Origin of the sequence: Streptomyces glaucescens (assembly GCF_000761215.1) — a bacterium.
In the GTDB taxonomy this organism is placed as follows: domain Bacteria; phylum Actinomycetota; class Actinomycetes; order Streptomycetales; family Streptomycetaceae; genus Streptomyces; species Streptomyces glaucescens_B.
The window spans coordinates 764,240-783,560 of sequence record NZ_CP009438.1; the positions used below are offsets into that span (position 1 = coordinate 764,240).

General features: G+C 73.1%; 17 protein-coding genes. 7 read left to right on the plus strand and 10 right to left on the minus strand.

Annotated elements, in window-relative coordinates:
- Nucleotides 1-113: 113 nt before the first annotated feature.
- From SGLAU_RS03310 to SGLAU_RS03330, 5 genes are all read left to right on the plus strand, one after another.
- Nucleotides 114-1,442 carry an ABC transporter substrate-binding protein gene (locus SGLAU_RS03310; protein WP_043498212.1) on the plus strand — a complete coding sequence of 443 codons (1,329 nt, stop codon included), beginning with the start codon at nucleotides 114-116 and terminating at the stop codon, nucleotides 1,440-1,442.
- Complete coding sequence (locus SGLAU_RS03315) at nucleotides 1,439-2,362, plus strand: carbohydrate ABC transporter permease (RefSeq protein ID WP_043498214.1); 924 nt, start codon at nucleotides 1,439-1,441, stop codon at nucleotides 2,360-2,362. Before SGLAU_RS03310 ends, SGLAU_RS03315 begins: the two co-directional genes overlap by 4 nt.
- The gene (locus SGLAU_RS03320; RefSeq protein ID WP_043498216.1) at nucleotides 2,359-3,264 is read left to right on the plus strand and encodes a carbohydrate ABC transporter permease; all 906 of its coding nucleotides are present in this window, start codon (nucleotides 2,359-2,361) and stop codon (nucleotides 3,262-3,264) included. The genes SGLAU_RS03315 and SGLAU_RS03320 overlap by 4 nt, the downstream gene beginning before the upstream one ends.
- Nucleotides 3,261-4,292: a LacI family DNA-binding transcriptional regulator gene (locus SGLAU_RS03325; protein ID WP_043498218.1), complete on the plus strand. Its 1,032-nt coding sequence runs from the start codon at nucleotides 3,261-3,263 to the stop codon at nucleotides 4,290-4,292. The genes SGLAU_RS03320 and SGLAU_RS03325 overlap by 4 nt, the downstream gene beginning before the upstream one ends.
- 191 nt (nucleotides 4,293-4,483) lie before the next feature.
- Nucleotides 4,484-5,311: an arylamine N-acetyltransferase family protein gene (locus SGLAU_RS03330; RefSeq protein ID WP_043498220.1), complete on the plus strand. Its 828-nt coding sequence runs from the start codon at nucleotides 4,484-4,486 to the stop codon at nucleotides 5,309-5,311.
- A 129-nt stretch (nucleotides 5,312-5,440) separates the two neighbouring features.
- Here the strand turns inward: SGLAU_RS03330 and SGLAU_RS03335 are convergent, their stop codons facing one another.
- The 5 genes from SGLAU_RS03335 to SGLAU_RS03355 all read right to left on the minus strand — a co-directional run bounded on the left by SGLAU_RS03335 (nucleotide 5,441) and on the right by SGLAU_RS03355 (nucleotide 13,068).
- Nucleotides 5,441-5,839: an SseB family protein gene (locus SGLAU_RS03335; protein WP_043498222.1), complete on the minus strand. Its 399-nt coding sequence runs from the start codon at nucleotides 5,837-5,839 to the stop codon at nucleotides 5,441-5,443.
- 179 nt (nucleotides 5,840-6,018) lie between these two features.
- Complete coding sequence (gene katG / locus SGLAU_RS03340; protein WP_043498223.1) at nucleotides 6,019-8,241, minus strand: catalase/peroxidase HPI; 2,223 nt, start codon at nucleotides 8,239-8,241, stop codon at nucleotides 6,019-6,021.
- A gap of 94 nt (nucleotides 8,242-8,335) precedes the next feature.
- Nucleotides 8,336-8,773: a Fur family transcriptional regulator gene (locus SGLAU_RS03345; protein ID WP_043498224.1), complete on the minus strand. Its 438-nt coding sequence runs from the start codon at nucleotides 8,771-8,773 to the stop codon at nucleotides 8,336-8,338.
- Between the two features lie 298 nt (nucleotides 8,774-9,071).
- On the minus strand, nucleotides 9,072-11,132 hold the full coding sequence (locus SGLAU_RS03350; RefSeq protein ID WP_043498225.1) for a discoidin domain-containing protein: 2,061 nt from the start codon (nucleotides 11,130-11,132) through the stop codon (nucleotides 9,072-9,074).
- A gap of 478 nt (nucleotides 11,133-11,610) precedes the next feature.
- The gene (locus SGLAU_RS03355; RefSeq protein WP_043498227.1) at nucleotides 11,611-13,068 is read right to left on the minus strand and encodes a tannase/feruloyl esterase family alpha/beta hydrolase; all 1,458 of its coding nucleotides are present in this window, start codon (nucleotides 13,066-13,068) and stop codon (nucleotides 11,611-11,613) included.
- Between the two features lie 189 nt (nucleotides 13,069-13,257).
- Between SGLAU_RS03355 and SGLAU_RS03360 the strand changes: the two genes are divergently transcribed.
- Entirely contained in the window at nucleotides 13,258-14,727 is a 1,470-nt protein-coding gene (locus SGLAU_RS03360; RefSeq protein WP_078957570.1) for a PHB depolymerase family esterase, read from the plus strand.
- A gap of 16 nt (nucleotides 14,728-14,743) precedes the next feature.
- Here SGLAU_RS03360 and SGLAU_RS03365 read toward each other — a convergent pair whose 3' ends face one another.
- Both SGLAU_RS03365 and SGLAU_RS03370 read right to left on the minus strand, forming a co-directional pair.
- Complete coding sequence (locus SGLAU_RS03365) at nucleotides 14,744-15,376, minus strand: class I SAM-dependent methyltransferase (protein ID WP_043506211.1); 633 nt, start codon at nucleotides 15,374-15,376, stop codon at nucleotides 14,744-14,746.
- A 164-nt stretch (nucleotides 15,377-15,540) separates the two neighbouring features.
- A complete protein-coding gene (locus SGLAU_RS03370) occupies nucleotides 15,541-15,930 on the minus strand; it encodes a VOC family protein (protein ID WP_043498229.1) in 390 nt (129 codons plus the stop codon).
- Between the two features lie 206 nt (nucleotides 15,931-16,136).
- On the opposite strand from SGLAU_RS03370, the gene SGLAU_RS03375 reads away from it, so the two are divergent.
- Nucleotides 16,137-16,670, plus strand: a complete 534-nt coding sequence (locus SGLAU_RS03375) for a hypothetical protein (protein ID WP_043498232.1) — start codon at nucleotides 16,137-16,139, stop codon at nucleotides 16,668-16,670.
- Here the strand turns inward: SGLAU_RS03375 and SGLAU_RS03380 are convergent.
- The 3 genes from SGLAU_RS03380 to SGLAU_RS03390 form a co-directional block, all read right to left on the minus strand.
- Complete coding sequence (locus SGLAU_RS03380; RefSeq protein ID WP_052413591.1) at nucleotides 16,652-17,467, minus strand: cytochrome c oxidase assembly protein; 816 nt, start codon at nucleotides 17,465-17,467, stop codon at nucleotides 16,652-16,654. The two genes, SGLAU_RS03375 and SGLAU_RS03380, sit on opposite strands and share 19 nt — an antisense overlap.
- On the minus strand, nucleotides 17,464-17,940 hold the full coding sequence (locus tag SGLAU_RS03385; protein WP_043498234.1) for a DUF2243 domain-containing protein: 477 nt from the start codon (nucleotides 17,938-17,940) through the stop codon (nucleotides 17,464-17,466). The genes SGLAU_RS03380 and SGLAU_RS03385 overlap by 4 nt, the downstream gene beginning before the upstream one ends.
- Nucleotides 17,941-18,024: 84 nt before the next feature.
- The gene (locus SGLAU_RS03390; protein WP_043498236.1) at nucleotides 18,025-19,173 is read right to left on the minus strand and encodes a Ku protein; all 1,149 of its coding nucleotides are present in this window, start codon (nucleotides 19,171-19,173) and stop codon (nucleotides 18,025-18,027) included.
- Nucleotides 19,174-19,321 lie beyond the last annotated feature (148 nt).

A 19,321-nucleotide genomic window follows, 5' to 3' on the forward strand; every position in this document is an offset into this window, starting at 1 on the left:
CCGCACAGCAACAACCATTGACAAGTGTCCGGGATGTTTCTCTACTGTGAACGCTCACAGAAGCATGGCAGGTCCTCGCGACGGGCGAGGACCCCAGGTCAGGGGAGATATCCATGCCGAACACCACGCGCCGGCGGCTTCTCAGAGGCGCCGCCACCGCTGTCGCCCTCACGCTCGGCGGCACCGCCCTCGCCGCGTGCGGCGCCGACGAGACGGACGGCGAGGCCGGGTCGGGGCCGGTCTCGCTCACGTACTGGACCTGGGCGCCCGGCATGGACAAGGTCGTCGACCTGTGGAACAAGGGCCCGGGCAAGAAGGACCGGATCACGGTCACGGTGAAGAAGCAGGCGTCCGGCGACACGCTGGTCACGAAGATCCTCACCGCGCACAAGGCCGGCAAGGCCCCCGACCTGGTGCAGGCCGAGTACCAGGCACTGCCCACCCTGGTCAGCAACGACGCGCTCGCCGACATATCGGGCGAGGTCGGCGGGGTGAAGGACAAGTTCGCCGAGGGTGTCTGGCAGCAGACCACCCTGGGCACGGACGCGGTCTACGCGGTGCCGCAGGACATCGGCCCGATGATGTTCTACTACCGCGAGGACCTGTTCGCGCAGTACGGCCTGAAGGTCCCCACGACCTGGGAGCAGTTCGCCGAGACCGCGCGGGCGCTGAAGAAGAAGGCCCCGGACAAGGACCTGACCACCTTCTCCGCCAACGACTCCGGGCTCTTCGCGGGCCTCGCCCAGCAGGCCGGCGCCAAGTGGTGGACCACGCGGGGCGAGCAGTGGAAGGTCGGCATCGACGACCCGGCGACCCGGAAGGTCGCCGAGTTCTGGGGCGGCCTCGTCGAGGAGGGCGCCATCGACAACCAGCCGATGTACACCCCGGCCTGGAACAAGGCGCTCAACACCGGCAAGCAGATCGCCTGGGTCAGCGCCGTGTGGGCGCCGGGCACCCTGACCACCGCCGCGCCCGACACCAAGGGCAAGTGGGCCATGGCCCCGCTCCCCCAGTGGTCCGCCGACGAGAACGTCACCGGCAGCTGGGGCGGCTCCTCCACGGCCGTGACCACCGACTCCGAGCACCGGGAGGCCGCCGCCAAGTTCGCCGCCTGGCTGAACACCGACGGCGAGGCGCTGAACGCGCTGGCCAAGGAGAGCGGCATCTACCCGGCCTCCACCGCCGCCCAGCTCAGCGGCGCGTTCACCAAGTCGCCGGAGTTCTTCGCCAACCAGGCCGACTTCTACACCAAGGCCGCCGAGATCGCGCAGACCACCGCGCCGTCCGCCTGGGGCCCGAACGTGAACGTCGCCTACACCGCCTTCAAGGACGCCTTCGGCGCCGCCGCGAAGGACAGGTCGGACTTCACGGCCGCGCTCGACCGCATGCAGGAGGCGACCGTCGCCGACCTGAAGAAGCAGGGCTTCGAGGTTTCCGAGTGACGACCGCACGCCGGAGGGCGTACGGGGTGAAGGGAGCCCCGTACGCCTTCCTCCTCCCCGCGGCGATCCTCTTCGCCCTGTTCTTCGCGCTGCCCATCGGCTACGCGGTCTGGCTCAGCTTCCGGAAGGTGAAGGTCTCGGGACTGGGACTCGGCTCCGGCGCCCGCCGCGAGGTCTGGGCCGGCCTGGAGAACTACACCGCCGCCCTCACCGACGGCGAACTGCTCGACGGCGCGCTGCGCGTCCTCGGCTACGGCTGCATCGTCGTGCCCGTCATGCTCGGCCTCGCGCTGCTGTTCGCGCTGATGCTCGACTCCGAGAAGGTACGGCTCGCCCCCTTCACCCGGCTCGCGATCTTCCTGCCGTACGCCATCCCCGGCGTGGTGGCGGCCCTGCTGTGGGGCTTCCTGTACCTGCCGGACGTCAGCCCGTTCCACTTCGCGCTCGACCGGCTCGGCCTGCCGCAGCCGGACCTGCTGGACGGCGGTCCCCTCTACCTCGCCCTGTCGAACATCGCGGTCTGGGGCGGCACCGGCTTCAACATGATCGTCATCTACACCTCGCTGCGGTCCATCCCGGCCGAGGTCCACGAGGCGGCCAGACTGGACGGCGCCACCCCGCTGCAGATCGCGCTGCGGATCAAGATCCCCATGGTCGCGCCCTCCCTGGTGCTGACCTTCTTCTTCTCGATCATCGCGACGCTCCAGGTGTTCAGCGAGCCGACCACCCTCAAGCCGCTCACCAACTCCGTGTCCACCACCTGGAGTCCGCTGATGAAGGTGTACCAGGACGCCTTCGGCAAGGGTGACATCCACGCGGCGGCCGCCCAGGCGACGATCATCGCCCTGGTCACGCTGCTGCTGTCCTTCGGCTTCCTGCGGGCCGCGAACCGTCGTCAGAAGCAGGAGGCGGCACGATGAGCACGCCGGCCGTCCGCACGCCCGAACCCGCCGCGGGCACCACCCCCGGCACCGCCCAGGGGCCGTCGCCGCGCCGCCGGATCGCCCTGATCCCCACCGTCACGCTGCTGCTCGGCGCGCTGTACTGCCTGCTGCCGGTGGCGTGGGTGGTGATCGCCTCCACCAAGTCCGGCAGCGAGCTGTTCTCCACGTTCACCTTCCTGCCGGGCACCGGCTTCGCCGAGAACCTCTCCGACCTGAACGCCTACCGCGACGGAGTGTACTGGCAGTGGATGGGCAACTCCGCCCTCTACGCCGTCCTCGGCGCCCTGCTGTCCACCACGGTGTCGTCCCTCGCCGGCTACGCGCTGGCGACGTACCGCTTCCGCGGGCGCGAGACGATGTTCAACGTGCTGCTCGCAGGTGTGCTGATGCCGCCGGTGATCCTGGCGATCCCGCAGTACCTGCTGCTGGCCGAGGCCGACCTCACGGACTCCTACTGGGCCGTGCTGCTGCCGCAGATCCTCTCCCCGTACGGCGTCTACCTGTCCCGGATCTACGCGGCGGCCGCCGTGCCGGCCGACGTGGTGGAGGCCGGGCGGATGGACGGCGCGAGCGAGTGGCGGATCTTCACCCGGATCGCGCTGCCGATGATGGTGCCCGGCCTGGTGACGGTGTTCCTCTTCCAGTTCGTGGCGATCTGGAACAACTTCCTGCTGCCGTACATCATGCTCAGCGACGACGAGAAGTTCCCGATCACACTCGGTCTGCACACGCTCCTGGAGCAGGGCGCGAACACGCCCGCGCTGTACACCCTGGTGATCACCGGTGCGTTCCTCGCGGTGATCCCCCTGGTGGCGCTGTTCCTGGTCATCCAGCGGTTCTGGAGCCTGGACCTGCTGTCCGGGGCCGTAAAGTCATGACCATGAGCCATACGGGGGGCCGGCGCAGACCGCCGACGATTCACGATGTGGCGCGCGAGGCCGGTGTCTCGCGCGGCACCGTCTCACGCGTGCTCAATGGCGGTCACTACGTCAGCCCGGCCGCGCAGGAGGCGGTGAACGCCGCGATCCGCAAGACGGGGTACGTGGTCAACCGGCACGCGCGCTCCCTGATCACCGGCCGTTCGGACTCCGTCGGTTTCCTGCTGACGGAGCCTCAGGAGCGGTTCTTCGAGGACCCGAACTTCAACGTCCTGCTGCGCGGCTGCACCCAGGCGCTGGCCGCGCACGACATTCCCCTGCTGCTGATGCTCGCGGGCACCGAGGACGAGCGGCGGCGCATCACGCGGTACATCACCGCCGGGCACGTCGACGGGGTGCTGCTGGTGTCCAGCCACTCCGGCGACCCGGTCGCCCAGGAGCTGCGCGAGGCGGGCGTGCCGCTGGTCGCCTGCGGCAAGCCGATCGGACTGGGCTCCAAGGTGAGCTACGTGGCAGCCGACGACCGGGACGGCGCCCGGGACATGGTCCGGCATCTGCTCTCGCTCGGGCGGCGCCGGATCGGCGTGGTCACCGGCCCGCCGGACACGCCTGGCGGTGTGGAGCGGCTGGCCGGGTACCGGGAGGTGCTGGCCGAGGCGGGCCTCCCGGCCGACGACGATCTGGTCGTCTCCGGCGACTACAGCCGGGCCAGCGGTGAGGCGGGCGCCGAGCGGCTGCTCGCCCGGGCCCCCGACATCGACGCCGTCTTCGTCGCCTCCGACCTGATGGCGCAGGGTGTGCTCACCGCGCTCCGGCGCGCCGGGCGCCGGGTGCCGCAGGACGTGGCGGTCGGCGGTTTCGACGACTCCCCCGCCGCGGTCGCCGCGAGCCCCCAGCTGACGACGATACGGCAGCCCTGGGACCGGATCAGCGCGGAGATGGTGCGGGTCCTGCTGGCCCAGATCGGCGGCGAGGACCCGGCCGCGGTGATCCTCCCGACGGAGCTGGTGAAGAGGGAGTCGACCTGACCGCCGGCGGGCGGCCCCGGAGGGGGCGCCCGTACGGGGGCCGCCCCGGACGTGGACGAGCCGTACCGCGCCGGTGACCGGGCCGCCCCGGGATCCGTCCGCCTGGGCCCGCCCGCCTAGGACGAAGGCCCGAGGCCGGATCCGACCCTGGGCCGCCGACGGGACGCGGCCCGCTGCCTAGGCTCGGGCGCATGCCCGAAACGACACCGTCAGTGGATCTCGACGCCTACTTCCGCAGGATCGGCTGGGACGGCCCGCTGCGTGCCGACACGGCGACGCTGCGGGGGCTGCATCTGGCCCATGCCCGTGCCATTCCGTTCGAGAACCTGGAGGCCCTGCGGCTCAGGGCCCCCTCCCTGGCCCCGGACGACCTCATGGCCAAGCTGGTGCACAGCAGACGGGGCGGCTACTGCCACGAGCAGAACCTGCTCTTCTCGTACGTCCTGGAGGCGCTCGGCTTCCAGGTGACCCGCCTCGCCGCCCGGGTGATCCTGGGCGCCGACCGGATCGGGAGCCGTCCGCGCGGTCACATGATCCTGCTGGTCACCGCCGTGGACGAGCCGCGGCCGTATCTCGCCGACGTGGGCTACGGGGCCGCCGGGGCGCTGCTGGAGGCGGTGCCGCTGGTCACCGGTACCGAGCTCCACGACGCCGGACGTCGCCACCGGTTCGTGCACGCGCCGCACGACGGGCCGCTGGAGCTGTGGGTGCTGGAGGCGTACGACCAGGCAGGCGGCGACTGGGTGGCACAGTACGCGTTCACCCTGGAGCCGTTCGAACTGTGCGACTTCGAGGTGTTCAACTGGGAGGTGTCGACCAACCCGCATTCACCGTTCACGCGGCGCCTGTTCGCCCAGCGGACCACGTCCGAGCGGCATCTCCTCCTGGACGGCCGGCTCCTCGTCGAGACCGGCGCCGACGGCACCGTACGCAAGCGGGAACTGGCCGGCGACGCGGAGGTGCGCCGGGTGCTGGACGCGGACTTCGGCATCGCGGCGCCCGACGCGGTGACGCTCTAGGCATCTCCCGTCGGCAGGGGTGTTCCGTCAGGGGGTGTTCCGTCAGGGGGTGCCTCGTCGATCAAGCAGGATGGGTCGACGGGGCACCCCTGCGACGTCCCCGGGCTCCTGCGTGCCGCCCCGGTCGTCTCAGGGGCGGGCGAGGAGGGTGCGCACCCCGTCCGAGGTCAGGGTCAGTCCGTGGGCGGAGCTGGCATCGATGGTGAGCGACAGATCGTCGGAGGGCCACTGGGCGGCCAGGACGCCCAGCGGTACCAGGCGGTAGCGGGAGACGAAGGGCAGCAGCCCGGCCATCTCCAGCTCGGAGGTGAAGACGGGGACCACGGGCACGCCGTCCGGCTGCTCCAGGACGGGCAGCGCCACGGTGGTGGGATCGGTCGCGTCGTCCTCCGGGACGTCGTCGGGCACGGGGACGAGCACGTCGCTGTGGGCGAGGGTGTCCAGCGCGGCCGTGTCCTCGGTGTCCAGGGCCAGCGCGTCGAGCGCCTGCTGGGCGGGGTTGGTGCCGTTGCCGGCGGGTGTGTCCATGGCGGACTCCCAGGTAGCTGCGGTCGTACACCGCGTCCGGGCCGGGATCGGACGGGCACAGTGTTCCTCGCGTACCCGAAGCGACCCGGACCATGCGTCCCCGCGCTCATCCGGCCGGTGGACCGGGGAGCGGCCCGGGCCGGCGGGCCGGGAGGCCCACCGGTCCGGGTCCGAGCGCGTCAGACCAGGTCGAAGCGGTCCAGCTCCATGACCTTGACCCACGCGGCGACGAAGTCCCGCACGAACTTCTCCTTCGCGTCGTCGGCGGCGTAGACCTCGGCGAGCGCGCGCAGCTCGGAGTTCGAGCCGAAGACCAGGTCGGCCCGGCTGCCGGCCCACTTCAGCTCACCGGTGACGGCGTCGCGGCCCTCGAAGGCGGTCTGGTCCTCGGAGGTCGACTTCCAGGTCGTGCCCAGGTCGAGCAGGTTGACGAAGAAGTCGTTGGTCAGCGCGCCCGGGGTCGAGGTGAAGACGCCGAGCTGCGACTGCTGGTGGGTGGCGCCGAGCACGCGCAGGCCACCGACGAGGACGGTCATCTCGGGGGCACTCAGAGTGAGCAGGTTGGCCTTGTCGAGCAGCAGGTACTCGGCGGGGAGGCGGTTGCCCTTGCCCAGGTAGTTGCGGAAACCGTCGGCCGTGGGCTCCAGCGCGGCGAAGGACTCGGCGTCGGTGTGCTCCTCGGTCGCGTCCACGCGGCCCGGGGTGAAGGGCACCTCGATGTCGAATCCGGCGTCCTTGGCGGCCCGCTCGACGGCGGCGCAGCCGCCGAGGACGATCAGGTCGGCGAGGGAGACCTTGCGGGCGCCGGTGTTCCACTCCTGCTGGACGGTCTCCAGGGTGCGCAGCACGACCGCGAGCTGGTCGGGGTCGTTGACCTCCCAGTGGCGCTGCGGCTCCAGCCGGATGCGGGCGCCGTTGGCGCCGCCCCGCTTGTCGCTGCCGCGGAAGGTGGAGGCCGAGGCCCAGGCGGTGGTGACCAGCTGGGCGACGCTGAGGCCCGAGTCGAGGAGCTTGGCCTTCAGGGCGGCGACGTCGGCGGCGTCGATGAGGTCGCCCTCGCGCTCCGGCAGCGGGTCCTGCCACAGCAGGGTCTCCTCCGGGACCTCCGGGCCGAGGTACAGCGACTTCGGGCCCATGTCGCGGTGGGTCAGCTTGTACCAGGCGCGGGCGAAGGCGTCGGCGAACTGGTCCGGGTTCTCCAGGAAGCGGCGCGAGATCTGCTCGTAGACCGGGTCGAAGCGCAGGGCCAGGTCGGTGGTGAGCATGCCCGGCGCGATCTTCTTCTGCGGGTCGTGCGCGGAGGGGACGGTGCCCTCGCCCGCGCCGCCCTTCGGCCGCCACTGCTTGGCTCCGGCCGGGGACTCGGTCAGCTCCCACTCGAAGCTGAAGAGGTTCCAGAAGAAGTTGTTGGACCACCTGGTGGGCGAGCTGGTCCAGGTGACCTCGAGACCGGAGGTGATGGTGTCGGCGCCCTTGCCGGTGCCGTAGGTGTTCCGCCAGCCGAGGCCCTGCTCCTCCATGGAGGCGGCCTCGGGGTCGGCGCCGACGTGGTCGGCGGGGCCGGCGCCGTGGGTCTTGCCGAAGGTGTGGCCACCGGCGATGAGGGCGACGGTCTCCTCGTCGTTCATCGCCATGCGGCGGAAGGTCTCACGGATGTCGCGGGCCGCGGCGAGCGGGTCCGGGTTGCCGTTGGGTCCCTCGGGGTTGACGTAGATGAGGCCCATCTGGACGGCGCCGAGCGGGTTCTCCAGCTCGCGGTCGCCGGTGTAGCGCCGGTCGTCCAGCCAGGTCGTCTCGGGGCCCCAGTAGACGTCCTCCTCGGGCTCCCAGACGTCCTCGCGGCCGCCGCCGAAGCCGAAGGTCTCGAAGCCCATGGTCTCCAGGGCGACGTTGCCGGCGAGGATCATCAGGTCGGCCCAGGACAGGCTCCGGCCGTACTTCTTCTTCACCGGCCACAGCAGCCGGCGGGCCTTGTCGAGGTTGGCGTTGTCCGGCCAGCTGTTCAGCGGGGCGAAGCGCTGCTGGCCGGCGCCGGCGCCGCCGCGGCCGTCACTGATCCGGTACGTGCCCGCGCTGTGCCAGGCCATGCGGATGATGAACGGCCCGTAGTGGCCGAAGTCGGCCGGCCACCAGTCCTGGGAGGTGGTGAGCACCTCGGCGATGTCCCGCTTCACGGCCGGGAGGTCGAGGCTCTTGAACGCCTCGGCGTAGTCGAAGTCCTCGCCCATCGGGTTCGCCACGGCGGGGTTCTTCGCGAGGATCTTCAGGTTGAGCCGCTCCGGCCACCACTGGCGGTTGCCGCCGCCCTGGGTGGGGTGCAGGGCGCGCCCGTGCGCGACCGGACAGCCACCGGTGCCCTCCGTCTTCGGGTCGGTGACGATCGCATCGGGGTTCTCAGCCATGGGAAACCTTCCGAACTAGTGATCACGGTGCTCAGAACTGCTGGTGCTCGGGAACTGCTGGTGCTCGCAACCGCTGGGCGCGGGCACGCCGCGCTCAGGAACTGCCGGTGGTGGAACAGGCGGGGCACAGGCCCCAGTAGACGACCTCGGCCTCGTCGACGACGAAGCCGAGGTCGTCCGAGGCGGTGAGGCAGGGCGCGTGACCGACCGCGCAGTCGACGTCCGCGACGGCACCGCACGAACGGCACACGAGATGGTGGTGGTTGTCCCCGACACGGCCCTCGTAGAGGGTCGGGCTGCCCGGGGGCTCGATCCGGCGCACCAGCCCTGCCGCGGCCAGCGCGTGCAGCGCCTCGTACACGGCCGGGAGGGAGATGTGCCCCACGCGTTCGCGGACGCCGGAGGCGATGGCCTCGGCGTCGAGGTGGCCGCCGTCCCGCACGGTTTCGAGCAGCGCGACACGGGCGGCCGTCACCCGCAGGCCGGCTCCCCGCAGTTCGTCGGCGGTGGTCGGCGTCCCGGGTGCGGTCATGGGGGTCAACCTACCGCCTAAACACGAACAATTAAAGAAAACAATGCGTTCAAGTCAGATGGACGTGGGCAGCCGCGCCGGCGGCGCCGGGGTGACGGGAGAACTGCCCGGCCGGGGACGGGCGGGCAGGGGACAACTGCCCGGCCGGGAAGGGACGGACAGCGGACAGCTCCCCGGCGGAGGACGGGCCGACAGACGACGACGCCCCGGCCGCGGACGAGCCGACAGACGACGACGCCCCGCCCGCGGACGGGCCGACAGGGACAACTCCCCGGCCGCGGACGAGCCGACAGGGGCGTCAGCCGCTGTGGACGGACACCTCGCGCAGCGAGTAGCCCCACTCGGTGCCCCGGATCAGCCCCTGGACGCGGACGTGACGGGCGGGAACCGGCGTGAACCGCGCGGTGTCCAGTCCGCCGTCACCGGCCGTGGTGGACCAGACGGTCCGCCAGGTCTCGCCGTCGGCGGAGAGTTCGACGCGGTACGCCTTGGCGTAGGCGCGTTCCCAGTCGAGGGTGACGCGTCCGACGAGGTGGGTGGCGCCCAGGTCGAGTCGCAGCCACTGGGCGTCGCTCCACTCGCTGGCCCACCGGGTGTCCCGGTCGCCGTCGACGGCCCGGCCGGGCGCGTAGGCGGTGAAGGGGTTCCACCATTCCGTGGAGCTGGCGGTGGCGCGGGCGCCCGCGGCGAGGTCGGTGCCCGCGCGGTGCCGTTCGGTGCCGCCCCAGGTGGTGAGGTAGGACTCGGCGCCGCGGAACAGGTCGTCGACGACGTCCTGGCCGCCGACCAGCCGGATGTCCTCGATCCAGTCGGGGACGAGCCCGTAGTGGGCGGCGCCGTCGGTGTTCAGGTCCCAGGTGCGCTGCCCGGTGGTCTGCCGGTCGATCAGGGATCCGCCGTCGGCGCTGCGGAACGGGTAGCGGACCGGGTTGCCGGTGTCCGTGCCGCGCGGGCCGGGCCAGCCGCCCACGCCGTTCATGTCGGTGCCGTAGCCGTAGCCGACGCCGTACTTGTCGCGCAGTGCCTCGGTGCGCTCCGCCTCCGCGACGAAGCCTTCGGAGCCGTGCATGTACTGGGCGACGAAGCCGCCGAGTCCGTAGACCCGCTCGGTCCAGTCCAGGTCCATCCAGCTGTGCGAGGAGAGCACGCCCGGGTAGGACCCGGCCTCGAAGATGTCGAGCACCCGGCCGGTGGCCTTGACGCTCATGTGGTCGATCTCCAGCATCATCTTGCGCTGCATCATGCCGCGCACGGCGTACTCGCCGAGTGCGGTCAGGCCGCGTACGTTGCAGCGCGCGTCCGCGTCGTAGGACGGGACGGACACGCCCGCCGGCAGCCGCTTCTCGGCCTCGGGGGCGGCGGCGAGCCCGATGGGGTTGTCGGCCTGCGGGCCCGCGCACTTCTCGGTCTTCCAGAAGGTGCCGGTGGACAGGAACTGCCCGACGTTGATGGCGGTGCCGAGCGTGCCGGAGTCGAAGCGCACGCCGCACAGCGCGTTGTCGAACTTGTGGCAGAGGAACATGCTGCGCACGCCGAGCGCGTACAGCTCGTCCAGCCCCTTGTCGATGTCCTCCTTGTCGCACTGCGGCACGTCCAGGATCTGCTTGCAGCCGAACGGCTCGGAGGTCTCCACGCCCAGGACGACGGCCAGTTTGCCCTGTTCGATCACCCGGCGGGCCTGCGCGCTGTCGGTGACGATGCGGAACCAGCCCTTTCCGGGGCCGCCGTACATGCGGTCGACGTAGTCCTGGAGGTCGTACGTCAGTTTCGCCTGGAGCCGGATCGACGTCATCTCGTCGCAGCTGCGGTCCTTGAAGAAGTAGACCGAGCAGATCACGCCGTTGGTGACGAGGTCGTTGACCATGACCCGCTGGCCGCCGCGCCACGCCCGCTCCACCCACGCGTAGTAGTTCTGCTGGTGGGTGAGCGAGTCGTGCGCGGGCCAGTCCTTGAAGGTGGGCCAGCCGACCGGGTCGTGCCTGCCGTCACCGCCGTTGGTGATGAAGTCGAAGATCGCCAAGGAGCCGTCGGGGTAATGCTCGGGGCAGTCCTTCAGGGCGTCGGAGATGCCGGCCTCGGAGAAGGGCCTGCCGCAGATGAGGCGGCCGCCGAAGGCCTCGTTGGAGAACAGGTGGTTGTGCGCGTCGACGAAGCCGCGGACCCGCCCCTGGGCGTCGGTGCCGGTGAAGGGCGCGCCCGTGACGTCGATCTGCGAGTCGGGCGCGGGGCGGGCGGCCGGGTTCCACCAGTCGTCGCCCGCGGCGGAGCTGGGGGTGGGGCCGAGGGCCATGGCCAGGACGAGGAGGAGCAGCGTCATGACGGTGACGCCGCTGCGGCTGCGGTACGAGCGTCGGGCCATGACCACTCCCTTGTGTTGTCATGCTCACGCAAGTGATCCGACGAGGATCGCGACTCGCCGCCCGGGAGTCAAGACTCGGCGCCCACCGCGGCTCGGGATCCGGCCAGGACGGCACGGCCACGGGCCGGCCGCCGGTGGCCGGCCCGCGCGGGCCCCTCGCGTACGCCCCCCGCGCATCGACGCCCCGGTCGGCACCGCCGGGAAGATCTGCCGGCAACTGCCGCGCGGCACCCTGCCGTTCCGCCGCGGCCGCCGGTCCTGCCGGCCCGCCCGGAACTCCGCGCGCCGCGCCGCTCACCCGGACGGGACACCCTGAGGTGCCGGCGGTCCGGCCGGCGGCGCGCCGGCGGGCGGCGGGACGCGGGCGCACCCTCCTGGTGCGGGACTGACCGGCCCGACCGCCCGCCCCGCGCCCCGGGGCACCGCCACGGTTCACGCGGTCACGGCGGCGGCCACGTGCTCGTCGCGGTCCGCGGACTCATCGCCGCCCGGACAGGGGGCAGGAGGTCAGCAGGTCCACGGCGTCCGCCCCGGCGGGCCGGGCGACCGTGCGGGAGGCGGGCGGCCGGTGCCCCCGGGCGAGCCAGTCCTCGAGCGCGGTGAACGCCGAGCGGTGGCAGGGGGTGAGGGGGCGCAGCCGGTCCGGGAAGGCGTCGACGAGCGCGTCGGCGTGGGTGCCGTCCTCGATCCGGTAGTAGCGGTGCAGCCGGCCGCGCCCGGCGTCGTCGACCATACGGGCGTAGACGTCGGAGTCCCGGCCGATCGGCAGCAGGACGTCGAGCGTGCCGTGCAGGGTGATCAGCGGCTTGCCGATCCGCCCGGTGAGCGCGATCCCCGCCACGGCCCGCCGCACCTCGTCGGGGCGCGCCGCGTAGTCGTAGTCGGCGTCGCAGCCCGGGGTGGGCGCGCAGTACGGTGTGCCGGCCTCCGTGGCCCCGTCGTAGCCGGGGTCGAGTTCCTCGCGGTAGATGCGCTGGGTCAGGTCCCAGTAGACCTGGTGGTGGTACGGCCAGAGGAACTCCGAGCCGGCCGGGAACCCGGCGGTGTGCAGCGCGGCCCGCGCCCGCTCGGCGTCCGGCCCGCCCGCGGCGTACCGGGGGTAGGCGCGCAGCGCCTGGGGCAGGAAGTGGAGCAGCGTCGGGCCGTCGGCGCGCCACAGGGTGCCCTCCCAGTCCACCCCGCCGTCGTAGAGCTCGGGGTGGTTCTCGAGCTGCCAGCGCACCAGGTAACCGCCGTTGGACATTCCCGTCACCAGGGTGCGCGACGGCGGGCGCAGGTAGCGCCGGGCGACCGCCGCGCGGGCGGCCCTGGTGAGCTGGGTGAGCCGGTGGTTCCACTCGGCGATGGCGTCGCCCGGGGCGCCGCCGTCCCGGTGGAAGGCGAGGCCGGTGTTGCCCTTGTCGGTGGCGGCGTAGGCGTAGCCACGGGCGAGGACCCAGTCGGCGATGGCCCGGTCGTTGGCGTACTGCTCGCGGTTGCCGGGGGTGCCGGCCACCACCAGGCCGCCGTTCCAGCGGTCGGGCAGGCGGAGGACGAACTGGGCGTCGTGGTTCCAGCCGTGGTTGGTGTTGGTGGTGGACGAGTCGGGGAAGTAGCCGTCGATCTGGATGCCCGGGACCCCGCTCGGCACCGCCAGGTCCTTCGGGGTGAGCCCGGCCCAGTCGGCGGGGTCCGTGTGCCCGGAGGCGGCCGTCCCGGCCGTGGTCAGCTCCGCCAGGCAGGCCGCCCGCTGACGCTCGGCACCGGGCACGCGCACCCGGTCCAGGCGGGCGCAGTGGGAATCGGCGCCGGCGGACGCGGACGCCGCCGGGGCCGCGGTGGTGGCCGTGGTGGTCGCCGTCGCCGGTGAGGAGGTGAGGACGAGTGCGGTCAGGGCGAGTGCGGCCGGTGCGCCGCGTGACCAGAAGCGGGGTGCGGAACCGCGGGCGTGACGCATCGGCTGCCTCCGGGATCGAGTGCGTGGATGCGCGGGAGGTTAGGCCGCCGCGAGCGGACGTGACCATGGAGGGCCGTCACACAGCACGGTCGCTCGACCTGGTGGCGGCACCCATGCCGCTGAGCCGGGGCCGCCTCGATGATGCCCCCACTCGCCGTCCCGACGTCCCGCCCCGAGGAGGCAGTCGCCATGAGAGATCCCCGCCGGCCCGCCGGGGGCCGCCGCCGTTCCGGCTCAGGCGTCCGCCGCCGGATCGCCGCCGCGGTGGGCGCCCTCGCCGTCACCGCCGGCCTGGTGGCCGCGGGCCCGCCCGCCTCCGCCGCGGGCCTGACCCGGGTCACCGGTTTCGGCACCAACCCCGGCAACCTCGCCATGTACGGCTACGTCCCCGACGCCCTGCCCTCCGGCGCGCCCCTGGTCGTGGCCCTGCACGGCTGCACGCAGAGCGCGAGCGACTACTACACCCACTCGGGGTGGCCGCAGCTCGCCGACCGCCTCGGCTTCGCGGTGGTCTTCCCGGAGACGAGCAGCGCGAACAACGCCACCTCGTGCTTCAACTGGTTCGAGCCGGGCGACAGCGTGCGCGGCGGCGGCGAGGCCCTGTCGATCAGGCAGATGGTCGACAAGGCGGTCGCGCAGTACGGCAGCGACCCCCGGCGCGTGTACGTCACGGGCCTGTCCGCGGGCGGCGGCATGACGGCGAACCTGCTCGCCGCGTATCCCGATGTCTTCGCGGGCGGTTCCATCGCCGCCGGGCTGCCCGCCCACTGCGCGGGCAGCGTCAGCGCGGCGTACACCTGCATGTACGGCCCGCCCGACCGTACCCCGGCGCAGTGGGGCGACCTGGTGCGGGCCGCCGCCCCCGCCGGCACCGCCTCGTGGCCGCGGGTGGCGATCTGGCAGGGCACCGCCGACACCACGGTCCGGCCCGCCAACGCGAGCGAGCTGCGCGACCAGTGGACGAACGTGTGGGGCATCTCCCCGACCCCCTCCCGCACCGTGAGCCTGACCGGGGGCACCACGCTCAGCGTCCACGACGACGCCTCCGGCCGGCCCGCGGTCGAGGTGTACTCGGTCTCCGGCATGGCGCACGGGCTCCCGGTCGACCCCGGCAGCGGCGCCGGGCAGTGCGGCAGCACCGGCACGTACTACCTCGACACCATCTGCTCCGCCCACCACACCGCACGGCTTTGGGGCCTGGACGGTGACGGCGGGGATCCCGGAACGCTGCCCGCCCCCACGGGGCTGACCGTCACCGGGACCACCGACACGAGCGTGACCCTGCGCTGGAACGCGGTCGCCGGGGCGGAGTCGTACCAGGTCCACCGCGGCGGTACGAAGGTCGCGGACACCGCGTCCACCGCGCACACCGACGGCGGCCTGGCCACCGGCACGGCCTACCGCTACACCGTGACCGCCGTCGACCCCGCCGGCCGCGTGGGCGCCGCCTCCACCGCCGTGACCGCGACCACCACGGGGTTCACGCCCACCTGTCACACGGCGAGCACCTACGACCACACGGTCGCCCAACGCGCCTGGGCGAGCGGCGGCCGCGCCTACGCCAGGGGCTCCGACGAGTACCTGGGCCTGTGGAACACTTTCACCGTCCGGACGCTGAAGCAGACCGCGCCGGGTCATTACGTGACGGGCGGCTGCTGAGCCCCGCGACGCGCCGTCACCGCTTGCGCAGGAGCAGGCGCCCGTGCTGGAAGCGCTCGTTCTCGAGGGGCTGCCGCAGCATGCGGCCCACCTCCTCGAACCCGGCGGCGCCCGCCAGGCCCGCGAGCCGGTCGATGGGCCACCGGTAGGCGGTGGTGACCTTGTGGGCGAAGGGTGACAAGGGCTCTCCCCCCGACTCGAAGAAACCGAGGAGGAGCTGGCCGCCGGGCGCCAGCACCCGGTGGAACTCCGCCAGGTACACGGGTACGTCGGCGGGGGCCGCGTGGATGAGCGAGTACCAGGAGACGATGCCGCCGAGGGTGCCGTCGGCGACGTCCAGCGCGGCCATGGACCCGACGGAGAACGGCAGGTCCGGGTAGCGCTCGCGGGCGTGCGCGATCAGGGCTTCCGACAGGTCGACGCCGAAGACGTCGAGGCCCAGGTCGCGCAGGTGGGCCGCCAGGTACCCGGGGCCGCAGCCCAGGTCCCCCACCGGGCCCGGCCCGGCCTGGCGGACGAGGCCCGCGAACGCCTCGACGATGGCGCGGTCGAGCGGGAGGCGGGCCAGGCCGTCCCCCACCAGGGCGACGTACTGCGGCGCGATGGCGTCGTACGCCCGGGCCGTGGTGTGCAGGCGGGACGCGTCGATGGCGGGCAAGCCGGTCCTCCTGGTCGGTGGACGGTCGGTCGGCGGCGGGCGGCTCGGCGCCGGGGGGCGCGATGCGCACGGGCTCGTCCACGATGGCGTCCGCCATCCGGTCGAGCGCCCAACCAGTCTCGCACGACGGGCAGTCGGGGGCGGGCGGCAGCCGGTCAGTTCTCCTGGATCACGGAGAGCACGTTCCCCGCCGGGTCGGTGAACCAGGCGATCGCCGCCGGGCCCTCTTCGCCCCGGACGACGCCCTTCTCGTCGTGGCCGAACTCGGGATAGCGCTCCAGCGTCACACCGCGCCGTTCCAGTTCGGCGACGGCGGCGTCGATGTCGTCCACGGGGAAGTTGAGAACGGTGAACGTCGCCGGGGCGTGCGTCGCCTTGGCGTAGACGAAGACCCGCGCGCCGCTGCCCAGCTTGACGACCAGCGTCTCCATGGGAGCCTGCCCGGCCTCCTCCACCTCGAGGCCGAGCGTCTCGCCGTAGAAGCGGCGGGCCGCGCCGAGGTCGTCGACCGAGAAGCCGCTGTAGGCCTGGGACTGTCCGAACATGCCGTGTGTCTCCTTCACGGGTGAGCCGGTCTCGACACCCCAGGGCACACCAGCCGCCCCGGCGCCCCGCCCCGCGCCACGCGGGCGGCGCCCGGATGGTCGTGCGCCCTTCACCCGCGGGAAGCGCTCGTGCGCCGGCGCGGGTGCCGGCGCGGGCGCGCCCGCCTGCCGGTGCCGGACCGGCAGGTCCGGGTACTCGGCGCGGCATGATGACACGAGCGGTATGGCAGGGACTGATCGCCGGTACGGCCGGAGTCGCGGCGATGACGCTGGGCGAGAAGCTGGAGCAGCGGCTGACCGGGCGCCCCGATTCGCACGTCCCGGCGCGCACGCTGCAGCGCCTGGCCGGGCTGCCCGAGCGCCCGGGGCACCGGGCGGTGCCGGTGAACTGGGTCATGCACGTCGGCCAGGGCGCCCTGCTCGGTGTCCTGCGGTCGGTCATGGCACAGGCGGGGCTGCGCGGCCCGTCGGCTTCGGCGCAGTTCGCGGTCGTACGGCTGACCAGCGACCAGGTCCTGGAGAACGCCACCGGCGTCGGCGCCCCGCCGCCGACCTGGCCGCGTGCCGAGCTGGCGGTCGACCTGCTGCACAAGGCGGTGTACGCGTTCGCCGCCGGCGCCGTCGCGGACGCGCTGGCGGCCCGCAACGGTCCCGGGCCGGGGCAGCGGCACGCGGGCCGCCGTCCGGGCCGGCACGCCGACGCGGGTCCGCTGCCGCGTGATCAGGCCTGGGGCCGCTGAACCCGGGGACCGGCCCCGTGGCCGGCGCGTGCCGCGGCGCGGGCGTACCGGCGCCCGGTGGCGGCGTACCACTGGACGGCCAGCGCCGCGGCGAGGAGAAGTTCCACGGCGTCACCGCCGTAGTACATGAGCTGCGCACCGGTGTGCAGGTCGCCGGCGGCGAACTTGGTGCCCGGGGGTCCCGCCGCGTACAGGCCCTTGGCCAGGACGGCGTGCGCGGCCCCGGCGAGCAGCAGCGTCCCGGCGCGCAGCGGCAGGCTCCGCGGCCCACGCACCGGATCGAGCCGGCAGACGGCGAAGCCGAACAGCAGGCCCGCAGCCACCATGTGCAGGTGGACGAGGACGTCCAGCGGCGGGTGGTGGTGGGTGAGGGACATCAGTCCGGTGCGGTAAAGAGCCCACGTGCCCCCGATGTGGAGGACCGCGGCGAGCGGGGGCAGCAGCAGCCATCCGGCGGGCCTGGAATGGGCCACGCGCAGCAGAGTGCGCCGCGGGCCGCCGGGCGGCAGGGTGCGCAGCGTCAGGGTGAGCGGGCGGGCCAGGACGAGCAGCACCGGTGCCGCCATGCCGACGAGCAGGTGGCGGGCGGAGTGCTCGGTGAAGGGACCGCCGGGCAGCGGCCCGCACCACCCCCACAGCAGCAGCGCCAGGCCGGTGCCGAACGTCGCGTCCCGCCGCCGTGGCCAGCCGTCGCCGCGGCGCCGCAGCCGCCCCGCGGCCAGCGTGTACGCGACACCGGCGAGGACGCACACGAGGGCGGCCTGCGGTCCGAGGGGCGGGGGGTGGCCGGTCGTCACGGTGTCCGCGGGCCCCGCCGGGCGGCCCGGACGGACAGTGCCGCGCCGACGAGGAGCAGGGCGAGGCCGGCCAGGTTCCAGGCCCAGTCGTACGGGGTCACGTCGACGCCGTAGCGGATCTGGTGCAGTCGCAGCAGCTTGTGGTCGACGATCCCGTCGAAGAGCTGGAAGGCGCCCAGGCCGAGGAGGAGTCCGGCCCGGGCGTGGGCCGGTGACAGGGCGTCCCGTCGGCGCAGGTCGGCGAAGAGGACGAACCCGGCGACCAGCGCGAGCAGTTCCGCGGTGTGCAGCAGGCCGTCCGACAGCAGTGCCACCCCGTCGGAGGACCGGTCGTAGAAGTGGTGCCAGTGGAGGATCTGGTGGAACACGATCTCGTCGATCGCGGCCATGACCGCCGCGCCGATCACGGCGCCTACGGCCAGGGACCGACGGGGCTCGGTCGCGCGCCGGGCGTGCGTCCGCTGTTCATCCATGCCTCCACGCCTTTCCCCGCTTCTGTCCCGTCATGCTCCTGACGAAGACGGACGGCCGGTTCCGGCCGTCCGTCCGGGGCGCCGTCAGGCGGCCACCGTCTTCTTCCCCGGACGTCCCGTGCGCTGCGGGCGCCCGGTGCGGGCGAGGGCGTCGATCAGCTCCTCCCGGCTCATCTTCGACCGGCCGGCGACGTCCAGGCCGGTCGCGCGCTGGTACAGCTCCGCCTTGCTCAGCTTGCGCAGTTCGGACTTGGGGGCGGCCCTCTGCGTGGCCTTCCCGGTGGCCTTCCCGGTGGCCTTCTCCCCCGCCTTGCCGGTGGTCTTCCGCGCGGGCCTCCGCTTCGCCGAGCCCTCCGCGCGCTCGGTGCGCTCCCGGCGCTCCGCGGGCGCCCGGCGCCGGGTGCGTTCCGCGGGCTCCGGGCGCTCCGCGCGCTTCCTGCCCGTCTTCGCGGTGCCGCGGGCACGGTCGATGCTGCCCTGCAGGACCTCCATCAGGTCGATGACGTCGGTCGCCGCGGGCGCCTCCTCGGCGGGCGTGATCTCCTGGCCCTCCGCCTTCGCCCGCACCAGGTCCCGCACCTTCTCCTGGTAGGTGTCGTGGTAGCGGGACGGCTCCCACGGCCCGCTCAGCGCGTCGACCAGCTGCACCGCCATGTCCAGCTCCTTGCCCCGGCCGGCCCGGGCCGTGGGCAGTTCGGGCAGCTCCCTGCCGGGGTCCCGGACCTCGTCGGCCCAGTGCAGGGTCTGCAGGACGAGCAGCCGTTCCTCCGCCCGCAGGGCGGTCAGGTACTGCCTGCCCCGCATCACGAGCGTGGCGATCCCGGCCTTCCCGGACTCGGCCAGTGCCGCGCGCAGCAGTTCGTACACCTTCTGGTACTGCTCGCCCCGGGGGGCGACGTAGTAGGTGCGGGCGAAGTAGACCGGCTCGATCTCCGCCAGGTCGACGAAGTCGGAGATCTCGACGGTCCGCGAGCGGCCCGGGGCGATGTCGTCGAGTTCGTCGGGCTCGACGACGACGTACTCGCCCTCCCCCACCTCGAAGCCCTTGACGATGTCGGCGGCGGTCACCTCCTCGCCGGTGCGCTCGTTGACCCGTCGGTTGCGGATGCGGTCGGAGGTGCCGCGCTGGAGCTGGTGGAAGTGGACCGTGTGGTCCTCGGTCGCCGTGTACAGGCCGACCGGCACGGTGACCAGTCCGAACGTGATCACGCCGGTCCACATCGCCCGGGCCATGGGTGACGCTCCTCGGTCCCTGGAGCACCCCGGCACGGGTGCCCCCTGCCCTCCACGCTGGCACCGTCACGCCGGGGACGCGCGCCGGACGCGGCACATGGAGCACGCCCCCGGCGCGCCGGGGGGCGGCGCCCTTCCGCACCCTTCG

Excerpts from the sequence above, each read along its gene's own strand:
- SGLAU_RS03325 (WP_043498218.1), top strand. The coding sequence starts at position 3,261 with ATGACCATGAGCCATACGGGGGGCCGGCGCAGACCGCCGACGATTCAC.
- SGLAU_RS03390 (WP_043498236.1), bottom strand. The coding sequence starts at position 19,173 with ATGGCCCGGGCGATGTGGACCGGCGTGATCACGTTCGGACTGGTCACC.
- SGLAU_RS03345 (WP_043498224.1), bottom strand. The coding sequence starts at position 8,773 with ATGACCGCACCCGGGACGCCGACCACCGCCGACGAACTGCGGGGAGCC.
- SGLAU_RS03355 (WP_043498227.1), bottom strand. The coding sequence starts at position 13,068 with ATGCGTCACGCCCGCGGTTCCGCACCCCGCTTCTGGTCACGCGGCGCA.
- SGLAU_RS03375 (WP_043498232.1), top strand. The coding sequence starts at position 16,137 with ATGATGACACGAGCGGTATGGCAGGGACTGATCGCCGGTACGGCCGGA.
- SGLAU_RS03350 (WP_043498225.1), bottom strand. The coding sequence starts at position 11,132 with ATGGCCCGACGCTCGTACCGCAGCCGCAGCGGCGTCACCGTCATGACG.
- SGLAU_RS03385 (WP_043498234.1), bottom strand. The coding sequence starts at position 17,940 with ATGGATGAACAGCGGACGCACGCCCGGCGCGCGACCGAGCCCCGTCGG.
- SGLAU_RS03335 (WP_043498222.1), bottom strand. The coding sequence starts at position 5,839 with ATGGACACACCCGCCGGCAACGGCACCAACCCCGCCCAGCAGGCGCTC.
- SGLAU_RS03370 (WP_043498229.1), bottom strand. The coding sequence starts at position 15,930 with ATGTTCGGACAGTCCCAGGCCTACAGCGGCTTCTCGGTCGACGACCTC.
- SGLAU_RS03310 (WP_043498212.1), top strand. The coding sequence starts at position 114 with ATGCCGAACACCACGCGCCGGCGGCTTCTCAGAGGCGCCGCCACCGCT.
- SGLAU_RS03330 (WP_043498220.1), top strand. The coding sequence starts at position 4,484 with ATGCCCGAAACGACACCGTCAGTGGATCTCGACGCCTACTTCCGCAGG.
- SGLAU_RS03320 (WP_043498216.1), top strand. The coding sequence starts at position 2,359 with ATGAGCACGCCGGCCGTCCGCACGCCCGAACCCGCCGCGGGCACCACC.
- SGLAU_RS03360 (WP_078957570.1), top strand. The coding sequence starts at position 13,258 with ATGAGAGATCCCCGCCGGCCCGCCGGGGGCCGCCGCCGTTCCGGCTCA.
- katG (WP_043498223.1), bottom strand. The coding sequence starts at position 8,241 with ATGGCTGAGAACCCCGATGCGATCGTCACCGACCCGAAGACGGAGGGC.